This is a genomic window from Methylacidiphilum infernorum V4, assembly GCF_000019665.1.
GTDB lineage: Bacteria > Verrucomicrobiota > Verrucomicrobiia > Methylacidiphilales > Methylacidiphilaceae > Methylacidiphilum > Methylacidiphilum infernorum.
Genome location: NC_010794.1, coordinates 2,007,519 through 2,026,882, shown reverse-complemented (window position 1 = coordinate 2,026,882; position 19,364 = coordinate 2,007,519). Strand labels below are relative to the sequence as shown.

Sequence of the window (19,364 nt, the reverse complement as noted above, 5' to 3'; positions counted from 1 at the left end):
TTATAACATGAGAGTTCTTGTTGGAGGTGGCCTGGCTTTCGACACTTCGCCCATAGAGTTGCGCGAACAAGTGGCGTTTCGCGCCGAGGAATATCCCCAGGCCCTATCCCTGATGAAAGATATCATGCACCTGGAAGAGGGGGTTTTACTTTCGACCTGCAACCGGGTGGAATTCTTTTCCGTTTGTAAAAATCTCGATGCAGTTTCGAAGGGATGGGGACAGTTTCTGAGATTTTATCATAAGAAAAATTTTCCCTTCGAATCCTATTCCCAGATCTACACCGGGAAATATTGCATCAGTCACCTTTTTGAGCTGGCCAGTGGTTTGAAATCCATGGTCGTTGGAGAAACCGAAATACTAGGGCAGTTAAAGGAAGCCTACATGATCGCCAAGGAGCGGGGAATGACCCAGAAATACCTAAACAGGCTTTTTCAAGCCAGTTTTTCTGCAGCCAAGTCGGTAAGGTCATCGACCTGGATAACTCGGGGAAGTATCTCGGTCAGCGCGGTGGCCGTTGATTTGGCCGAGAAACTTTTTGGAAAGTTAACGGGATGTTCCATCATCCTTGTTGGCGCCGGGGCGGTGAGCGAGGCTACGGCTCGGGCTCTCCAGAAAAAAGGGGCAAACGTTATTTTTGTGGCCAACCGTACTTATGAAAAGGCATTGGAGTTGAGTAAAGAGATAGAGGCGGAAGCCATACCTTGGTCTGAATTTCCTTCACGGATTGCCAAGGTCGATATACTGATCAGCTCTACGTCCGCTCCCCACTACGTGATTACCAAGGAAAAACTGGCAGCCCACATAGGGAGGCGGGCAGGAAGACCCCTTTTTTTAATCGACCTTGCCGTTCCGCGGGACATTGATCCTGCCGTCGAGGATTTCGAAGAGGTTTATTGTTATAACATTGATGACCTGCAAACGATAGCGGATCAGAATTTAAAAGATCGCCTTGCAGAGGTTGATAAATGCAAGAGACTGATTGAACCTCATATCGAGCGGTTTTATAGCTGGCTTGTGGAATCGATCAATTCTCAAGACTCGCAGTTTATCAGGAATTTTCGAATGGCGTGAAACCCCTTATTATTGGTAGTCGAGGAAGTCGATTGGCTTTAATCCAGGCTCAGCTCATTGTCGACAGCCTGAAGAAAGAATATCCTCTACTGGATATCCAGATCCGAGTGATCAAGACGACGGGGGACCACTTGGAGGCGCAGCCTATTAGGGATATCGACCAAAGGGGGATTTTCACAAAGGAAATCGAAAACAAGCTCTTGGAAGGGGAAATCGACCTTGCCGTTCACAGCTTGAAAGATCTCCAAGTAGAATTGCATCCCCGGCTTGTGATTGCAGCGATCCCCCCTAGAGAAGATCCTCGCGATTGTTGGATAAGCCTGCAACACCCTCATCCTTCTTCTCTTCAGGCTGGCGCGATCGTCGTTACAGGCAGTCCCAGGAGGGCGAATCAACTTTTACGAAAAAGACCGGATTTAAGGATTGTCCCTGTCCGGGGCAATGTCGAAAGCCGCCTTAGAAAACTAAGAGAAAATCGACAATGGCAGGGAACGGTACTGGCCTTGGCGGGAATAAAGAGGTTAGGGATCGATATTTCTTCATTTTTTTGTACGCCCTTGAGCATGGATTGGATGTTGCCTGCTCCAGGACAAGGCGCTTTAGCTCTCCAAGCGCGCATTGAAGATAAACACACCCAGAGTCTCGTCAAGCACCTGAACGATTTTTCGACGGCTTGCGCGGTTACGGCTGAAAGGGTATTTCTCCATGAATTGGGCGGAGGATGTAGAACGGCTGTTGGAGCTAGAGCGGAAGTCGAAGGTTCTCGATTGGTCCTGGAAGGAATCTGGTGGCCACAGCAAGCTATCGAACCGAAAGAGGGAAAAGTCGTGGGAGAAATCCATCGAGCCGAGGACCTGGGGAAGAAGTTAGCCGATCTCTTAAAAAACCTGTAGATTTTCGGAACGGATCGGTTTTTCTAGGAATGACCTGAAAAAAGGCTGAAGCTATGGAAATAAAAGAGGGAAGCCGTGGCAAGGTATATCTCGTAGGAGCGGGTCCGGGGGATCCCTCGTTGTTAACCCTCAAGGCAAAGGAGCTTATCGAAAAAGCCGATATCCTGTTATACGATTATCTTTGTAATCCCGAAATCTTGGATTGGGCTTCCGACCATTGCACCAAGGTCTATGTAGGGAAAATGGCGGGGAAAGCCGCCTATTCTCAAAGGGACATAGAAGAGATGCTCATAGCCAAGGCAACGGAAGGCCAGTTGGTCGTTCGGCTGAAAGGAGGAGATCCCTTTTTATTCGGTCGAGGCGGGGAAGAAGCGGAAGCTTTGAAGAGGGCGGGGATCGATTTCGAAATTGTTCCTGGAGTGAGTTCCGCTTTGGCTGTTCCTGCTTATGCCGGCATTCCGCTCACGCACCGGAATTGGGCATCGATGCTGACGATTGTTACGGGGCATGAAGATCCGCAAAAAGGGGCGACGTCGGTGGACTGGGAAGCCCTTGCGCAAGTAAAGGGTACCAAGGTGATCTTGATGGGGGTGGAACGACTCGCTTCAATAGCTCGTAACCTTATCGAGCGGGGAATGAATCCTCAAACACCGGTTGCGGTGATTACTTGGGGGACTTTACCCAGCCAGAAGGTGGTTACATTAAGTCTAGAGGATATCGTCCAAGGCAGGCATCCCGGGTTTGACCCCCCCGCTGTGATCGTGATGGGAGAGGTGGTTCGCCTGAGGGAGGAATTGCAATGGTTTGAAAAAAAACCACTCTATGGACAGAGGGTCGTTGTGACAAGAACCAAGGAAGGTTCGGCTAGGATAGCCAAAAAGCTACAGGAACTCGGTGCCGAAGTTCTAGAAATCCCCACGATCCGAATCGTTCCCAGCTCTTTAGGGGATGAGCAAATCCGGAGGTTAAAAAAAATTGAGGCCTTTTACGATTGGCTCCTTTTTACTAGTCCAACGGGAGTAGAAATATTTTTTGGACACTATCTCCGGCTTACGGGGGATATTCGAGGGCTGAAAGGCATCAAGATCGGGGCTATCGGTTTAACTACGGCTCAAGCTATCGGCCGTTATCATCTCGCCGTAGAGGTGATTCCTGAAAAGTTTACCTCCATGGATCTCGCCCGCTGTTTTTTAGGGAAAAATATAGAAGGAGAACGTTTTTTGCTTCCCCGCAGCACCATGGCTGATGAGGGCATTGTGAAGTTTTTAACGAGTCTTGGAGCTTGCGTGGAACAATGGGCTCTTTACGATATCCAGCCGGAAACCGAAGATTTTCGAGGCGGTAGAGAGAAATTTCAAAAAGAAGGAGCAGACTGGATTTTATTTGCCAGTGCCAGTTCTGTTAAATATTGGAACAGGCTTAATCTCAGTTGTCATGATACCTCTCTATTACCCAAGGTTATAAGCATTGGACCACAAACGACTCGAGCTCTCCAAGACCTTCATCAAGAAGTTTATCGCGAATCAAAAATCCACACTATCGACGGCTTGATTGAGACTCTCCTTGAGGAAATTAAAAGAAAGAAGAAGAAAGATTAACAGTTTATAGCTTTAATTTTTATGGAATCAAAAATGGAATTTTATGAATTGGGCAACGAGGCCCTCGCTGTGGGAGAGCTCGAAAAAGCAAGGTTTTATTATGAAAAGAGTGTAGAATGCGATCCTTCCTATTTTGAAGGATGGCAAGCGTTGGCGATGGCTTATTATAAACTGGGAGAATACGAAAAAGCGGTCAACGCCAATAAAAAAGCGATCGAATTACGCCCCAATGATTCTATGGTGTGGACCAGTCTCTCTTTGGCTTATATAAGGATGGGAAACAAGATCGAAGCTGAAAAAGCTTCTCTCAGGGCTCGAATCTTATCGTGGAAAAATAAATCATAAAAAGTTTTATAAATTTTAGTTGAAAATATTTGAGAAAGATAGACAACATAATAATGTAATAAGTGTTTAAATAAAAGAATGATGCATAATTAATAACATGAAGCTAAAACAACTTACGAGTGCAGATATTAAAGAACTAGCAAAGCTCGTACAGGAAAAAGAAGCGCTGCAGAGAAAGGTTTCAGAGATCGAGCAAAAGATCCAGAATTTATGGAAAGTCGGCACTAAAGTCCCTGGGAAAAGAGGGGTAAGGACGCAAATAACAGAAAAAAAACGAGGACCGGAGAAAGGAACCATTCCGGGAAGGCTCAAAAGTTCAATAATAGAGGCTTTAAAAAATTCAGGGAGTCAAGGATTGACTGTTAAAGAACTTTCTCGACAGTTAGGAGTAAAAGTAAATAATTTATACTGTTGGTTTTATACGACAGGCAAGAAAACTCCAGGAATCATAAAATTATCTAAAGGTCATTATGGATTTGATGAATCCCGGGTTGAAAGGGAGAAGACAAAGGAAAAACCTTTAGAAAACGAGCCGTTAAAAAACGACCAATAGTTCTTTTTGTGACTATTCGACTAGCCAATAGGGGGTGGAGCCTTGAGGATTTTCAGGGACTGGCCGGCTATTTGAACGATCCCTTGTTCCTTCCTGTACTCTTTGCGGATATAGCCTAGGGCAACGGCTTTATTGTAGCCGTATGAATAGCCGCTAGAGGTGAGTCGGCCTGCAGGCCGGGATTGATAGTAAAGTTGCCCGAGCTGGGGTATGCTTTCATCTAAAGCGATAAGGAGAGTTAAAAGCTGGTTTATCTCACCTATGTGATGAATCCTGGATATAATTTCTTGTCCCACATAACAGCCTTTTGTAAAACTTATGGAATCCTTGGATAAAAAAGCTTCCAAGGCCAGGGTGTTGGAGGTTAACTCCTTGCCCCACCGGGGAATCATGTTCTCGAGCCGCAGGCTTTCTTGCACGCCAGGAGGAACTTCTGGGCAGCCAAAGTCTTCCAGTCTCCTCTCCGACCAGACATCCCATCCGGGAATGCCAAACCTTTTGTTTTGGAAACAAAAGGAGAAACCCTTGGGTGGATCGGGACTGAAATAATGGTAGAGATAAAACTGGCCGCCGAGCTTCTCTATGGTAACTTTATCCGCTACAAGAAAACTTGTTAGCCGCTTTTCCGTTGCTTCTTCAATCTCTTTTGGGCAGTCTACAAAGAGGAACTCGGGATGATGGGCTATCCAGAGTTCGCAATCCATTCTTCCCTTGCGGTTGAGTGCCGCCGTTTGCAGCGCGCAGCCTGGGGGCAGAGAAGCGATATCCGCCGGGAGTTGCCCATTGAGATACTTGATCCTATCCCTTCCCGAGATTCTCCAAATCGCTTGACCGGAAAGCTCACACCATCCGGGATTCCCTTGGACCAAGCTTTCATAGAGTTTTTTTTCGTTCATCGCCTTTCCGCGCTTGAGACCCCAGCATTCAGACTGGGGAGGAAAGCGCGTCCTCCTTTGGTTAAAGCTCCCCCAGGTCTTCTGGGGTGGCCGTTTTTTTTTGCCCTTGCGGGCCAACTGAGGCACCCCTTTCGGGGCGTCTCCCCTTCGGGAATGTTGCATGTCGGCCGTCTGCCGGAGCCCGCCAGCGCCCATGCTCTCAGGGTTGTCTGCAACCCCGGCTTCTAGAGGTCGGGACTGAGGAAGCATCCCGACGAGGGTCTCCTCTACTCCTTGCAACGCAGCGGGTTGGGTACCGCTTTTCCTTGTCAACCCAGGCATGGCCGTAAGGCAAGCCTCCGAATTCAGTCGGGGGTGGTTGACATTCTTGATTTCCTATTCTAGGGAAAAGAGGCATAAACAGCGATAAGCTATTTATTTGTTTCTTTATTATATTAAGGAGAGAAAGCCTTGGGTCAATCTTTGAGTTGAGCCTTTGTAAAACTTCAACCTTGTGTTCGTGCCGGTTAAGATGACGGCGGAGAAGGAGAAGTAATCCCAAGGTTGGGAATTGGCTGAAGTTGTTTTAACTATAAAGTAAAAAGCAACGGCATGGAGAAAGAAGGAAAAACTCATGGGAAAAGAAATGACTGCACAGGGTGGCGATGAAAGGTTGAGTCGGGATTACTATTTTATGGGACTAGCCCTGGAGAAAGCCAAGGAGGCTTTCGATAACGGTGAAGTTCCCGTTGGAGCCGTGATCGTCCGGGGAGAGGAAATATTGGGTTTTGGCCGCAACCGGGTTGAACGCCACCGGGATGTTACCGCTCATGCTGAAATGGAGGCCATTCGACAGAGTCAACAACGGGTTGGGGATTGGCGGCTTGATTCGACGACCCTGTATGTGACTAAAGAGCCCTGCCTCATGTGCTGGGGGGCTGTTTTTTTGAGCAGGATAGAACGGGTCGTCTTTGGAATTTCTGATCCTAAACAGGCGGATTTTTGTTGTATTAAAGATTTTTTTACGGCAAGAAAGAAACCTGAAATTCTACCGGGAGTCAGGTCCCAAGAATCTTTAGAGTTAATGCATCAATTTTTTTTTATTCTAAGAAATAAAAAAAGGGAGTTGCCACGTTGCAATATTGGTATTAGTTAATGTCAATATCATGGAAGAAAAACCCGTTCATGACACAAGTGGTGTAAGATCGTCAACGGATATTCATTTGCTCTTTCAAAAAAAGTTCCATGAAAACCTCAAGCGGAGTTGCCTAGCCAGTTACTCGGTTAAATTAAGATATTGTCCGACCAATGGCATATTGCCTAATGAGCTTGTAGAAATTCCCAAAACCGACCATCTGCATTTTTTCAATGGGTACGTGCAGAGAGCGCTGGGTTATACGATTGAAGACCTAGCCATGGAAAATGGTGATCAAGGAGGGGAGCTCACCCTGTTGTTGGACGGGGCGAAGAACTTTTCGCACCAGAAGAAAAGGTACGAGGTTCTATCCAAGAAGCTCGATCGCATAAGAATATGGAGCATTGGGCCCCTCGAAGGGCTTCCCCCCAATATTGATCTCATTCATCCTGTCCATCCCCGGCTAACGAAATACCGGTTTTATTTGTTTAGGAACTTGAAGCTTGAAGTTGTATTTGTCTGTAAACAGCTCAATCGAGCTACCGAAATTAGCGCCCAAAAATTTATCGGGTTTTGCAGTTTTGATCCTTTTATTGTTCATTCCTTGCGGTGGAAGTTCTATCTTTTGAGCTCTGGCATAGAAAAGATCATTAATCACTGGGAGAAATTCTTTCTTTGGCCCACGTTTAGGATTCAAGAAATTGAAAATTTCATCAATACCAAGCTAAACTCCTATTTTTCAGAAAAGTCTTGAAATTTTCTTCCGCTGGAGTAGAAATGGGCTTTTTAATTCTCCATGGCCACAATAGACCTGCTCTTTAGTAAAGATTTGCGTTTTCATTTCCTAGGCATTTGCGGAACGGCCATGGGTGCGGTAGCCTCGATGCTCAAGGAATTGGGCTACGAGGTAGGCGGCTCCGATGAAAATGTCTATCCTCCCCTATCCACTTTTTTGACCCAGCAAGGCATTAGCATCAAGGAAGGCTATAAGGCCCAGAATCTTCCCCAAGATAGAGCGGGAACCGTTGTCGTTGTGGGAAATGTCATTAAAAGAGGAAACCCTGAATTAGAAGCGGTTTTAGAAAAAAAATACCTCTTTTTATCCTTGCCGGAAGTCTTGAAATTTTTCTTTCTTCAAGGCAAACAGAATATCGTTGTCAGTGGCACTCATGGCAAAACGACGACGAGCTCCCTCTTGGCGTGGATTTTTGAATCGGCCTCCCTCAATCCTTCGTTCCTTATCGGGGGATTGCCCAAAAACTTTACTTCGGGATGTCGATATACCCGGGGAGATTATTGGATTTTAGAAGGGGATGAGTACGACACGGCCTATTTTGATAAAAGGAGCAAGTTTCTGCATTATCTTCCCCAGACTGTGATTATAAACAACATAGAATATGACCATGCCGACATATTCGCCAACCTGGGAGAGATTCTGCTTGCTTTTAAGAGACTGATCCAGCTTATTCCGAGAAACGGGCATTTGATTATTCCTGAGGATGATCCCAACATTGTTGAACTCGCCAAGAGTTCTCTTGCCCCGGTATATACCGTAGGCTTTGGGAAAGAAGCGGAATTTAGAATTACAGATGTGCTCTATGATCAAAGGGGAAGTCGCTTTCGGATGCTTGGCGAAGAGTTTTTTTTGCCTGTTCCCGGTGAATATAATGTCAGGAATGCGGCGATGTGCCTTGCTGCGGCCAAGCTTTACGGGATAAAGCCTGAGCAAATTTCCCAAGGATTTGCTTCGTTCCTGGGTGTAAAGCGTAGGCTGGAGGTTTTGGGAGAAGCCTGCGGCATACAAGTATTAGACGATTTTGGTCATCATCCGACGGCAATATATAAAACGATCCAGGCTGTAAGACAACGTTATCCCTCTAGAAGGCTGTGGGCCGTTTTTGAACCCAGGAGCAATACGACCCGGAGGGCTGTTTTTCAGCAAGAGTTACCCCAAGCCCTGGCTGGAGCCGATGGAGTGGTTATCAGTGAAGTGGCGAACAAGGACGGATTATCCCCTTCCGAAAGACTCAAGCCTGAACAGATCGCCCAGGAACTCGGCAAAAAGGGAATACCTTCCTTTTTCTGTGCTTCCCCTCAAGAAATCCTTCAAAAGCTGCTCGAAGTTTTAAGAGCTGGAGACATTGTTGTATTTTTTAGCAACGGCTCCTTCCATGGGATCCCTTATCGGCTGGTTGAAATATTGAACAATAAAAAGGATCATTTTGACCAATCCCATGGGACAAAATGACCCACAATATCCGCTTTTCCTTTCCTTGTTCCCGGGATCGTTTTATTTAAGTCCATGTATTTGAATAACTTGTCAAAAATGGCATGCTTTTTGCTTAAATAAAGGCATGGCACATGTACTCGGTATCGATTTAGGAACGACGAACTCCTGCATGGCGATCGTCGAGGGAGGACAACCCGTTGTCTTGGAGAATTCGGAAGGAGCGAGAACCACTCCTTCCATTGTTGCTTTTACCAAAAGTGGGGAAAGATTGGTTGGCCAGGCGGCGAAAAGACAGGCGATCACCAATTCCAAAAACACCATTTATTCTATCAAGAGGTTTATTGGAAGGAAGTTTAGTGAAGTTCAAGAAGAAATTAAAAGGGTTCCTTACAAGGTCATAGAAGGCAAAAATGGAGATTGCGCGGTTGAAGTCGAGGTAGCGGGAGAGAGAAGGGTTTATACCCCCCAGGAAATATCCGCTTTTATCTTAATGAAATTGAAAGCGGATGCCGAATCTAAACTGGGGGAAAAGATTACACAGGCGGTGATCACCGTACCTGCTTATTTTAACGACAGTCAAAGACAGGCGACTAAAGCTGCGGGAGAAATTGCCGGTTTGGAAGTGTTGAGGATCATCAACGAACCGACGGCCGCTTCCTTGGCTTATGGGTTGGATAAAAAGAAAGATGAAAGAATCGCGGTGTATGATCTTGGGGGAGGAACTTTCGATATTTCTGTCTTGGAGATTGGCGAAGGGGTCTTTGAGGTCAAGGCCACGAATGGGGATACCCATTTGGGAGGTGATGACTGGGATGCCGCCATTATGGAGTGGATTATCAGTGATTTTAAAAAGGAAACGGGCATAGATCTTCACGGGCAACCCGATGCGGTGCAGAGGATTAAAGAAGAAGCTGAGAAGGCAAAGATCGCCCTATCCTCGGCGCTCGAATACGAAATAAACCTACCCTTTATTACCGCCGATCAAACGGGTCCAAAGCATATTCAAAAGAAATTAACCCGGGCGAAGCTTGAACAGTTGACCGAACATCTTGCCGAAAGGACTGTGCAGCCCGTTTTGAATTGCTTGAAGGATGCCAAGTTAACCGCCGCGGATATCGATGAGCTTGTCTTGGTTGGAGGCATGACCCGGATGCCTAAAATCATCGAGATCGCCCGAAAGCTGATCGGCAGAGAACCTCATAAAGGGGTCAATCCCGATGAGGTCGTAGCGGTCGGAGCGGCCATCCAGGGAGCGGTGCTCAAGGGCCAGGTCAAAGATGTTCTTCTTTTGGATGTGACTCCCCTTACTCTTTCCATAGAGACGGCCGGAGGCATTGCCACCCCGATGATTCCTCGCAATACGACCATACCTACCCGGAAATCGCAAATTTTCAGTACCTTTTCGGATAACCAGCCGAGCGTGGAGATCAAGGTCCTTCAAGGGGAAAGGCCGATGGCCAGGGATAACAAGCTTTTGGGGGTGTTTCACCTCGACGGCATACCGCCGGCTCCCCGCGGAGTGCCCCAAATCGAAGTGACCTTCGATATCGATGCCAACGGGATTCTTCATGTTTCTGCGAAGGACCTGGGAACGGGAAGAGAACAAAAAATTACCATTACGGGCTCCAGTGGACTTTCCAAGGAAGAAATCGAGAGAATGACCAAGGAAGCCGAGGCTTACAGGGAGCAAGACCTGAAGAACAAGGAGAGAGCCGAGGCAAAAAACAATGCGGACAATGCCGCATACCAGGCAGAAAAGCTTTTGCGCGAATACGGGGATAAAGTCGATTCGGCTAAGAAAATGGAGGTTGAAAAGTGTATCGAAAAGGTGCGGGAGGTCATAAAAGGGGATGATACCGAGGCCATCAAAAGAGCCATGGATGAACTTAATGAAAAGGTTCAGGCCATATCCGTGGAAATGTATAGGGCTGCTTCATCCAAGGCTTCTGCGGCTTCTTCTCCTCCCCCTCCTCCGGGAGCTGGAGGGCAGAAATCGGATGTTATCGATGCCGAATTTGAAAAGGTGGATAAGGATAAACCCCAAGCTTAGCCAGGTTTTTTCGCCGGCTGTTGAAGCGCCGGTGAAAGGGAAAAAAGCATATATCTCGGTTTTAAAAGCATAAAATTTATGAAAGGAGGTCAAGATGGTTGAACCAAAAATTCGTCCTTTAGGTGAGCGTGTTTTAGTCAAGCTCATCGAAGAACAGGAAGTAAGAAAAGGGGGAATCATTATCCCAGATACAGCCAAGGAAAAACCCCAGGAAGCCACGGTTATCGCTGTTGGCCCCGGGAAATTGGATGAAAATGGGAAAAGGATTCCTATCGAGGTAAAGAAAGGGGACAAGGTCCTCATTAGCAAGTATGGGGGAACGGAAGTCAAAATCGATGGAGAATCCTTCCAGATTCTTCGTGAAGATGACATTTTAGCCATTATTGAAGGATAAAAGAAAGGAGGTAAACAATGGCTGCTAAACAACTGATTTTTGATGAATCTGCAAGGCATGCCTTGTTGCGTGGTGTTGAGAAGTTAAGCAAGGCGGTAAAGTGCACGCTTGGACCTGCAGGACGTAACGTGATTCTCGACAAGAAATTTGGTTCTCCAACGATCACTAAGGATGGGGTAACCGTAGCTAAAGAAGTTGAATTGGAAGATCCGTGGGAAAATATGGGGGCACAGCTTGTAAAAGAGGTGGCCTCGAAAACAAGTGACGTTGCCGGGGATGGAACAACGACGGCCACCGTTCTTGCTGAATCCATCTACAAGGAGGGATTAAAGAACGTCACGGCAGGCGCTAACCCCATGGATCTTAAGCGGGGGGTTGACAAGGCAGTTCAAGCCGTTGTCAAACAGCTTAAAGAAATATCCCACATTGTAAAAGGGAAAGAGGAAATCAAGCAGGTGGCGACCGTTTCCGCTAATTGGGATACTTCGATCGGAGAGATTATTGCCGATGCCCTGGATAAAGTAGGTAAAGATGGGACGGTAACGGTTGAAGAAGCCAAGCACATAGAAACGACTCTTGAAGTGGTTGAAGGAATGCAGTTCGACAGGGGTTATATTTCACCCTACTTTGTAACGAATGCCGAAGAGCTAGAGGCGGTGTTGGAGAATGCCTACATCCTGATCCATGAGAAAAAGATCTCCAACCTGAAGGATCTTTTGCCCCTGCTTGAAAAAATTGCCAAGGCGGGCAGGCCCTTGCTGATTATTGCCGAGGATGTAGAAGGCGAAGCCTTGGCTACGCTTGTGGTGAACAAGTTAAGGGGGACACTGCAAGTTTGTGCCGTTAAAGCCCCTGGCTTCGGGGACAGGCGCAAGGCGATGCTCGAGGATATCGCTATTTTAACGGGAGGCCGTTGCTTGACCGAAGACCTGGGCATAAAGCTGGAAAACGTTCAGCTTGAAGACCTGGGTAGGGCAAAGAGGATAATCGTGGAGAAAGAAAATACGACGATTATCGAAGGCTCGGGATCAAGAAGCGAGATCCAAGGGAGAATTAACCAGATCAGAAGACAGATCGAAGAAACGACTTCTGATTACGATCGTGAAAAACTCCAGGAAAGGCTCGCCAAGTTAGCCGGTGGAGTTGCCGTTATACACGTGGGTGCGGCTACAGAAACCGAGCTCAAGGAGAAGAAAGCCAGGGTTGAGGATGCCCTGCATGCAACGAGAGCCGCTGTTGAAGAGGGTATCGTTCCCGGTGGTGGAGTGGCTCTCCTGCGTTGCCAGAAAGCCATCGAGGGGCTTTCTCTAAAAGGAGATGAGCAGATTGGAGCCAATATCGTTTATAAGGCTTTAGAATACCCTCTGAAAACTCTTGCCGATAATGCTGGACTTGAGGGAAGCGTCATCGTCAACGAGGTGAAAGCCAAGAAAGGGAACGAAGGCTTTGACGTTGCGAAACGTTCCTACGTGGACATGTTCGAAGCCGGCATCGTGGATCCGACGAAGGTAACGAGGACGGCCCTTGAGAATGCAGCTTCCATCGCCGGTTTGCTCCTGACAACCGAGGCCATGGTCACAGAAATTCCTGAAAAGGAAAAGAAACCGGCCACGCCTGCGGGTGCGGGAGGAATGGGAGACATGGAATATTGATTTAAAATTAGGGCAAGCAAAGACAAGCCAGGAAATTTTTCCTGGCTTGTTTTTTTGCTTCAAAGCGTGGGCGACCATCCCATTGAGCAGGAGAAAAATTCTTCCGTTCTATTCCGGGAGAAATCGTCTCTAGCCTTTTTCTTAGCATCGGCAAAACGGTATAAACCATGTCAAGTTGGGGATTTTTTTCCCCCGCATGGATAAAAAAAGAAGCGAAGACTACTCCTTGCACGATAAAGGCTCAATAGGTTCCATGGAAGTGCTAAAAGAGAAGACCTTACAAAGCCTCTAGGCCTTGGAAAGAAGCCTATTGGGTAAGAGCGGTTCTACCCAGGCCCTATCGCAATCCAATCTCGAGGTAAAAGAGAAAAAAAGCTTGTTTAGATTTTTTCTTATAAAAGCTTGCTTAGCGAACGCCGGCAAACAAGCCCTTAGGTTGATTTTTTTCTAGCCCACTTCGGTGATCGGATAAGGAACAGCCGCTATGCTGGTCCTTCCCTTTTCCAATGAAAAACCGGCCTGGGAAACCCAAGGTTTAATCCTTTAATAAAACTATAACCCAAGCCTGCTGTCGTGCCCCCTTTAATGAAGTGAATTATAAAATCTCACCCAACATTATTAATAATATTAATTATTCTACGATATGTCGTCCCGTGTGCTAGAATAACTAAAAAAGTTAAAAAAGAAAGACGATAACCCTCCGTGAAAAAAGAGAGAGGGGGATGGCTGCCGGACTAAAGCCGGCAGATTTCATAATTTCATAATGATAAAAGTTTATCTATAAGCTGCTAGCTCAATGATATTAAATAGGAAATAAGTAATTACTTACTATTGTATGGATATCCATCCCCCTTTTTTGCCTTACCGGTTGAATAACGATTCCCGCTTTCAGAAAAAGGTTATAACTTTTCTTTTAATTCTTTGCCCGGAGAAAAACGCACGGTTTTGGAAGCCTTGATTTTGATTTTTTCTCCCGTTTTAGGATTGACCCCCATTCTTGCTTTTCTTGTAATGACACGGAATGTCCCAAAACCGATTAACTGGACAATCCCGTTTTTCAGTACTCCGGTCTTTAGGCCGTTAATGACGGCATCCACGGATTTTTCAGCCAAGGCCTTGGTGGTGTCTTTCCCCATATTTTTTTGGACGACTTCCACAAGACTCGCTTTATTAAATCTTTTTTTTTCTTCGTTTGCCATGATTTGCTCCTTTCGTTTTGATTAGGGTTTACTATGACTAATTATTTAGTCAATAAATATATTGAAACAAAAGATCAAAAATAAAAAGACAAAAATATTGATTATTTAAAATTAATGATTTTTTTTAACTAATTCATTGCGAATAAGATCTTCAGCCATTAATAGGGCTTCAGCACGCGAAGAAATTTTATCCTCTAATTGGGCTTCTCTAATGAGCTCTAAGATTTCGCCGACCTTTTTCCCTGGTTTCAAGCCTAAAGCCAGCAAGTCGAATCCGGTGATGAGTTTAGGTGGGGATAAACTTTCGGCAGAGTACTGTTCTTTTATTTTATTAAGAAAATTATAGATTGAAAGATTTCCATGCGAGGATAAACAGTCTATCCGATGTAGCTCAAGTTCAATGGGGAAAGTCGGTTTTAATATCAGTTTTTTAAGAGTCGATTTTTTCATCCTTGGGACATCTTTGAAGGACATATGATTTCTTACGCATTCCACAACTTTTTTTATAATATCTTTGCTGTATCTCAACCGGGTCATGATTTTTTCGGTTATCTGGGCACCAACCGTTTCATGACCATAAAAATGGATCTGCCCGGTGTTGTCTCGGCTGAAAGTCACGGCCTTGCCTACATCGTGAAAAAGGGCGGCTAAGGCAAGCTCTAGGCTGGGATTATGAAGATGACTTAACAAGAGCAAAACATGGTTGAAGACATCGCCTTCAGGATGAAACTCCTTGGGTTGTTCTACCCCGTGTAAATTGGAAATTTCGGGAAGAATAAAGCGCAGGAGCCCACTCTGATCAAGAAGCTCTAGTCCCTTTGCCGGATCGGGACCGGTAAAAATTTTGTCCAGTTCTTCTCTTATTCTTTCCGGGCTTATTTGGGTGATCTTGTGAGCTGAACTTTGAATCGCTTCCCAGGTCTTTTCTTCGATGGAAAATCCCAACCGGACGGCAAAACGAATCGCCCTGAGCAGGCGCAGGTGATCTTCTTCAAATCTTATTTTGGGATCTCCGATGGCTCTTATCCTTTTTTTTTCGATATCTTCGCTCCCCCCAACATAATCGATGATTGTACCTGTGAGGGGATCGTAAAAAATTCCATTGATCGTAAAATCCCTTCTAAGGGCATCTTCCTTGGGTGTAGAAAATTGGACCGCCTTGGGCCATCTCCCTCCTTGGGAGCCGATGTCGGTGCGAAACGTGGCCACCTCAAAGAAATGGGCGCCCGATTTGACCCGGATGACACCAAAGGATTTGCCAATCAGTCCTGAGGCTTTTTCTTTGAAGAGATTTTGAACTTGGTCGGGAGTAGCCGACGTGGCGATATCGATATCGTGGGGTTCTTTTTTAAGCAGGATATCCCTTACGCATCCTCCTGCAAAGAAAGCCGTAAAACCGGCCTTTTGAAGAATGCGGACAATCCGGATCGCCTCTTCTTTCATCGGTTAATTGTATCATCAGTTTTGGGCTTTTTATAGCGTAAATAGACAATTCCCCCGATAAGGCTCCAAAATAGGCTCATGGCAAAAACAAGCAAGGAAAAGCTTAAGGCGGGTTCGACTTTTATTCCCAACAGTTGGAAAAACACCACGATCAGACCTTCCCGGACCCCTAATCCGGATATGGTTACCGGAATAGATATAAGCACGCTGACTATGGCTAAAATGGAAGCTAAAAATAAAAAGGGTATATCGAGATGAAGAGAACGGGTGGCAAAATAGGCCATGACCAAGGTCGAGGCGTGGCTGGCAAAGGAGTAACAAAGAGCCAAAAAATTCTCTTTTTTTCCGTGCCGGTAACGGCTTATAGCATGAACGAGATTGTTGAAATCCTGCTTGGAAAGGAAGTTGGATTTTTCCTTTTTTCTTTTCTCAAAGGAAAAGATGTTGGGGAAGAAAAGAATGAGTCCGAAAAGAAGGAGGATAAATAGAGAAATGGACAGAAACAACCAAACGGCATGGCGAGTGATGGGGTTGGCCTCGAATAACTTGAAAAAGTTTAGGGCTAAGAGTTGGCCGATTAAAATCAACCCCAGTAGCCCTATAACCCGGTCATAAATAACAGAAAGAGATCCGGCGGCTTTTTTCTGGGGATACAGTTGCACGATGTAATAAATCCGAACGATATCTCCCCCGGTAGAACCCAGCAAAAAAGCATTAAAAAATTGGCCGATGAGGGTTAATTCAAAGGCCTTGACGGCCGGGATAAATATTTCCTGGGTTTGCAACAAGATCTTCCAGCGGACGGCAGAAAAAAAAATCTGGCCTCCTCCAAAAAACAAGCCCAAGAGAATATCGATCGGGTTAGATCTCTCGACTACGGCTGCTATTTTTGTCCAATCAACCTTAAAGAAAAGAAAGGAGAGAATGCCGGTCGAAACGGCGGAGCGCAAAACTACCGATAGCCAATCCTTCTTTTGCTTGGCGGTGGGTGTCTTGTCGCTCATAAAAAAAGACCGATCATTCTGCCTGTTAGAATGAACTAAAAAAGCAACAAAAAGAATAAAGAAGTTAGGAATAAAAGAGCCAGCCTATTTTTCTATGCGGCACACAAAATTTCTATCCCCGTAAACGTTGTCGATCCTGCCCGTGGGCGGCCAGTACTTGAATTCTTTTTGCCAAGGAGCCGGGTAGGCCGCTAGCTTTCGTGGATAGGGCAAAGCCCACCGGTCGGCACATACGGCATGGTGCGGGTGCGGAGAATTTTTAAGAGGATTGTTGCCTAGGGGATAAACGCCCTTTTTAATGTCTTCGAGTTCTTTGCGGATAAGGATTAAAGCTTCGCAAAAGCGGTCGAGTTCATCTTTTGATTCTGACTCCGTGGGTTCTATCATCATTGTCCCATGGACAGGCCAGGAAATGGTAGGGGCATGAAAGCCATAATCCATGAGTCTTTTGGCGACATCTTCTACCTCTATTCCATATTCTTTCCAGGGCCTTAAATCGATGATGAATTCATGGCCGACATAGCCATGTTCGCCTTTGTACAAGATGTCGAAAGAGCTTTCGAGCCTTTTTGCCATGTAATTGGCATTTAAAATGGCCAGTTGAGAGCACAATTTGAGGCCGTTTTTGCCCGCCATCCGGATAAACATCCAACTGACGGGAAGAACCCCGGCATTGCCCAAGGGTGAAGAACAGAGAAGGCCCATTTTACCTTGGGAAGGAAGATCGATCCGGGTTGAGGGCACAAAGGGCTGCAAATGCTTTTTAACGGCTATCGGTCCTACTCCCGGACCCCCTCCCCCGTGCGGGATGCAAAAAGTTTTATGGAGATTGAGATGACAAACGTCTACTCCTAGTTCTCCGGGCTTACATAATCCAAGGAAAGCATTGGCGTTGGCTCCATCCAGGTAAACTTGACCCCCATGGTCATGAACGATCCGTGAAGCTTCAACGAGGGTTTCTTCAAAAATCCCATAGGTGGAGGGAAAGGTGATCATGATGGCGGCCAGCTCGGAGGCATATCGGTTGGCCTTCTGTTCGAGATCTTCCAGATCCAACCGTCCTCTATTGTCGCACTTGACTTCTTCAATCGTTAACCCGGCGAGGGCGGCACTGGCACAATTTGTCCCGTGGGCCGAGGTAGGGATCAGGCAGATTGTCCTCCGGTCCTCCCCGATGGAACGAAGGTAGAGCCTTATGGCCAAAAGGCCGGCTAATTCTCCCTGGGAGCCCGCGTTTGGTTGTAATGAAACATGGTCCATGGCGGTGATTTCGGCAAGCCACCGGCCAAGATCGGCGGCCAGCTTATGGTGTCCCTGGGTCGTCTCCTCGGGCGCAAAAGGATGGGGTTCTGTGAAGCAGTCCCACAGGATGGGAATCATTGCCGAGGCGGGATTCAGTTTCATTGTACAGGAGCCCAGCGGGATAAGCGAAGTGGTCAGGTTGATATCTTTAGCGGCAAGTCTCTTGATGTAACGGCCCAGTTTTGTTTCGGTGCGGTAGTTTTTAAATACCCCTTGGTTTAGAAATTCCGTTTGCCGCTCAAGAGAACGAGGAATTTCAGGAAGCTTGATATCGGCACAAGAAGGAGCAACCTTTTTTTCTCCAACGGCAAAGATATTGAGAATACAACCCAGGTCCTCAAGGGTCGTTTTTTCTCCGAGGGTGATTCCTAGGGCGGTTTCATCCTTGAATTCCCTGAAAAGGTAGCCGCAACTCAAGGCTCGTTTTTTGATTTCCTCCATTTGTTCCTTTTTGAGGGGAACTTTGAGGGTATCAAAAAACGGGAAGGAAGAAGGGGAAAACCCCGAAAAAGAAAACTGCCGGTAGAGGTAATAGCTGTAGGAAAGGATCTTCTTGGCTAGGGCTTTTAGTCCTTCAGCACCGTGATAAACCGCATACATCGAGGCGACAACCGCGGGAAGAACCTGGGCGGTGCAGATATTGCTCGTGGCCTTTTCCCTGCGGATATGTTGTTCTCGCGTCTGGAGGGCAAGTCTTAAGGCCGGATTGCCGAAGGCGTCCTTGGAAACGCCGACAATCCTGCCGGGCATCTTTCTTTCCATTCCTTTTCTTGCCGCGATGAACGCGGGATGGGGACCTCCAAAGGAAAGGGGAAGCCCGAATCTTTGGGCAGAGCCTACCGCTATGTCTGCACCAAACTCTCCAGGAGCCTTGAAAAGGCATAAGGCCAGCAGATCCGTGTTGACGGCCACAACCAAGCCTTTCCGGTGGAGTTCTTCACAAAATCCGCCGTAATCGAAAATTCTTCCCTGGGTATCGGGGTAAGCCACCAATGCCCCAAAAAAGCTCTCATCTATTTTTGCCTTCTGCCAATCCTCGATCACGAGCTCTATTCCCAGGGGAGAAGAACGGGTAACCATCACGGAAAGGATCTGGGGATGACAATCCTTGGAGAGGAAAAACTTCTTCCGGTTGTTACTTGCTGAAAGCCTGTTGCACATGAGCATGGCTTCGGCACAGGCGGAGGCTTCGTCCAGAAGTGAAGCATTGGCTACAGGCAGGGCGGTCAGATCGCTGACCAAGGTTTGAAAGTTTAACAAGGCTTCTAGCCGGCCTTGCGAGATTTCTGACTGGTAGGGGGTATAGGGAGTGTACCACTCGGGGTTTTCCAATACCATGCGCCGAATGACGCTGGGACAAAGGGTTTCTGTAAAGCCCATCCCGATGAAATAGCGAAAAACCTTGTTTTCGGAGCCGATTTGCTTGAGTTCTCTCAAGGCCTCCTCTTCTGAAGCTTCATCGGGCAGATGAAGTCCGGTAGAAGTACGGCAACAAGAAGGGATGACTTTTTCAATCAACTCATCCAAGCTTTTGAGCCGGAGAAATTCAAGCATCTGTTGAATTTCTTCTTCAGAAGAACCGATATGTCTTTTTATGAAGGAATCCATGGTATGATCTC

17 protein-coding genes are annotated in these 19,364 nt (G+C 46.6%); 11 read left to right on the top strand and 6 right to left on the bottom strand.

Translation table 11 applies throughout. The annotated features are described in order from the left end of the window. The first annotated feature begins 7 nt into the window (after positions 1–7). The 5 genes from hemA to MINF_RS09610 all read left to right on the top strand — a co-directional run bounded on the left by hemA (position 8) and on the right by MINF_RS09610 (position 4,461). On the top strand, positions 8–1,072 hold the full coding sequence (gene hemA / locus MINF_RS09630; protein WP_048810343.1) for a glutamyl-tRNA reductase: 1,065 nt from the start codon (positions 8–10) through the stop codon (positions 1,070–1,072). Further along, positions 1,069–1,965: a hydroxymethylbilane synthase gene (gene hemC / locus MINF_RS09625; protein ID WP_012464523.1), complete on the top strand. Its 897-nt coding sequence runs from the start codon at positions 1,069–1,071 to the stop codon at positions 1,963–1,965. The genes hemA and hemC overlap by 4 nt, the downstream gene beginning before the upstream one ends. Positions 1,966–2,018: 53 nt before the next feature. After that, complete coding sequence (gene cobA, locus MINF_RS09620; RefSeq protein WP_012464522.1) at positions 2,019–3,563, top strand: uroporphyrinogen-III C-methyltransferase; 1,545 nt, start codon at positions 2,019–2,021, stop codon at positions 3,561–3,563. 33 nt (positions 3,564–3,596) lie between these two features. Next, positions 3,597–3,908: a tetratricopeptide repeat protein gene (locus MINF_RS09615; RefSeq protein ID WP_238523486.1), complete on the top strand. Its 312-nt coding sequence runs from the start codon at positions 3,597–3,599 to the stop codon at positions 3,906–3,908. Between the two features lie 97 nt (positions 3,909–4,005). Beyond that, a complete protein-coding gene (locus MINF_RS09610) occupies positions 4,006–4,461 on the top strand; it encodes a hypothetical protein (protein WP_012464520.1) in 456 nt (151 codons plus the stop codon). Positions 4,462–4,481: 20 nt separating this feature from the next. Here the strand turns inward: MINF_RS09610 and ygfZ are convergent, their stop codons facing one another. Further along, on the bottom strand, positions 4,482–5,357 hold the full coding sequence (gene ygfZ, locus MINF_RS09605) for a CAF17-like 4Fe-4S cluster assembly/insertion protein YgfZ (RefSeq protein ID WP_148205238.1): 876 nt from the start codon (positions 5,355–5,357) through the stop codon (positions 4,482–4,484). Between the two features lie 613 nt (positions 5,358–5,970). Between ygfZ and MINF_RS09595 the strand changes: the two genes are divergently transcribed. The 6 genes from MINF_RS09595 (at position 5,971) to groL (ending at position 12,797) form a co-directional block, all read left to right on the top strand. Beyond that, positions 5,971–6,492, top strand: a complete 522-nt coding sequence (locus tag MINF_RS09595; RefSeq protein ID WP_012464518.1) for a nucleoside deaminase — start codon at positions 5,971–5,973, stop codon at positions 6,490–6,492. Between the two features lie 10 nt (positions 6,493–6,502). Beyond that, positions 6,503–7,225, top strand: a complete 723-nt coding sequence (locus MINF_RS09590; RefSeq protein ID WP_048810546.1) for a hypothetical protein — start codon at positions 6,503–6,505, stop codon at positions 7,223–7,225. Between the two features lie 42 nt (positions 7,226–7,267). Next, entirely contained in the window at positions 7,268–8,719 is a 1,452-nt protein-coding gene (mpl, locus tag MINF_RS09585) for a UDP-N-acetylmuramate:L-alanyl-gamma-D-glutamyl-meso-diaminopimelate ligase (RefSeq protein ID WP_012464516.1), read from the top strand. Positions 8,720–8,825: 106 nt separating this feature from the next. Continuing rightward, positions 8,826–10,751 (top strand): molecular chaperone DnaK, encoded by a 1,926-nt coding sequence (dnaK, locus tag MINF_RS09580; RefSeq protein ID WP_012464514.1) that lies wholly within the window; start codon positions 8,826–8,828, stop codon positions 10,749–10,751. 94 nt (positions 10,752–10,845) lie between these two features. Next, a complete protein-coding gene (gene groES, locus MINF_RS09575) occupies positions 10,846–11,145 on the top strand; it encodes a co-chaperone GroES (protein ID WP_012464513.1) in 300 nt (99 codons plus the stop codon). A 17-nt stretch (positions 11,146–11,162) separates the two neighbouring features. After that, the gene (groL, locus tag MINF_RS09570; protein WP_012464512.1) at positions 11,163–12,797 is read left to right on the top strand and encodes a chaperonin GroEL; all 1,635 of its coding nucleotides are present in this window, start codon (positions 11,163–11,165) and stop codon (positions 12,795–12,797) included. Between the two features lie 7 nt (positions 12,798–12,804). Here groL and MINF_RS11525 read toward each other — a convergent pair whose 3' ends face one another. The 5 genes from MINF_RS11525 to gcvP form a co-directional block, all read right to left on the bottom strand. Beyond that, the gene (locus MINF_RS11525; RefSeq protein WP_187146938.1) at positions 12,805–13,029 is read right to left on the bottom strand and encodes a hypothetical protein; all 225 of its coding nucleotides are present in this window, start codon (positions 13,027–13,029) and stop codon (positions 12,805–12,807) included. 667 nt (positions 13,030–13,696) lie between these two features. Continuing rightward, positions 13,697–13,996 (bottom strand): HU family DNA-binding protein, encoded by a 300-nt coding sequence (locus tag MINF_RS09565; protein WP_012464509.1) that lies wholly within the window; start codon positions 13,994–13,996, stop codon positions 13,697–13,699. 111 nt (positions 13,997–14,107) lie between these two features. Beyond that, positions 14,108–15,439, bottom strand: coding sequence for a CCA tRNA nucleotidyltransferase (locus MINF_RS09560; protein WP_012464508.1), 1,332 nt, complete (start codon positions 15,437–15,439; stop codon positions 14,108–14,110). Continuing rightward, positions 15,436–16,443 carry a lysylphosphatidylglycerol synthase transmembrane domain-containing protein gene (locus MINF_RS09555; protein ID WP_012464507.1) on the bottom strand — a complete coding sequence of 336 codons (1,008 nt, stop codon included), beginning with the start codon at positions 16,441–16,443 and terminating at the stop codon, positions 15,436–15,438. The genes MINF_RS09560 and MINF_RS09555 overlap by 4 nt, the downstream gene beginning before the upstream one ends. Before the next feature lie 84 nt (positions 16,444–16,527). Beyond that, entirely contained in the window at positions 16,528–19,353 is a 2,826-nt protein-coding gene (gene gcvP / locus MINF_RS09550; protein WP_012464506.1) for an aminomethyl-transferring glycine dehydrogenase, read from the bottom strand. Positions 19,354–19,364 lie beyond the last annotated feature (11 nt).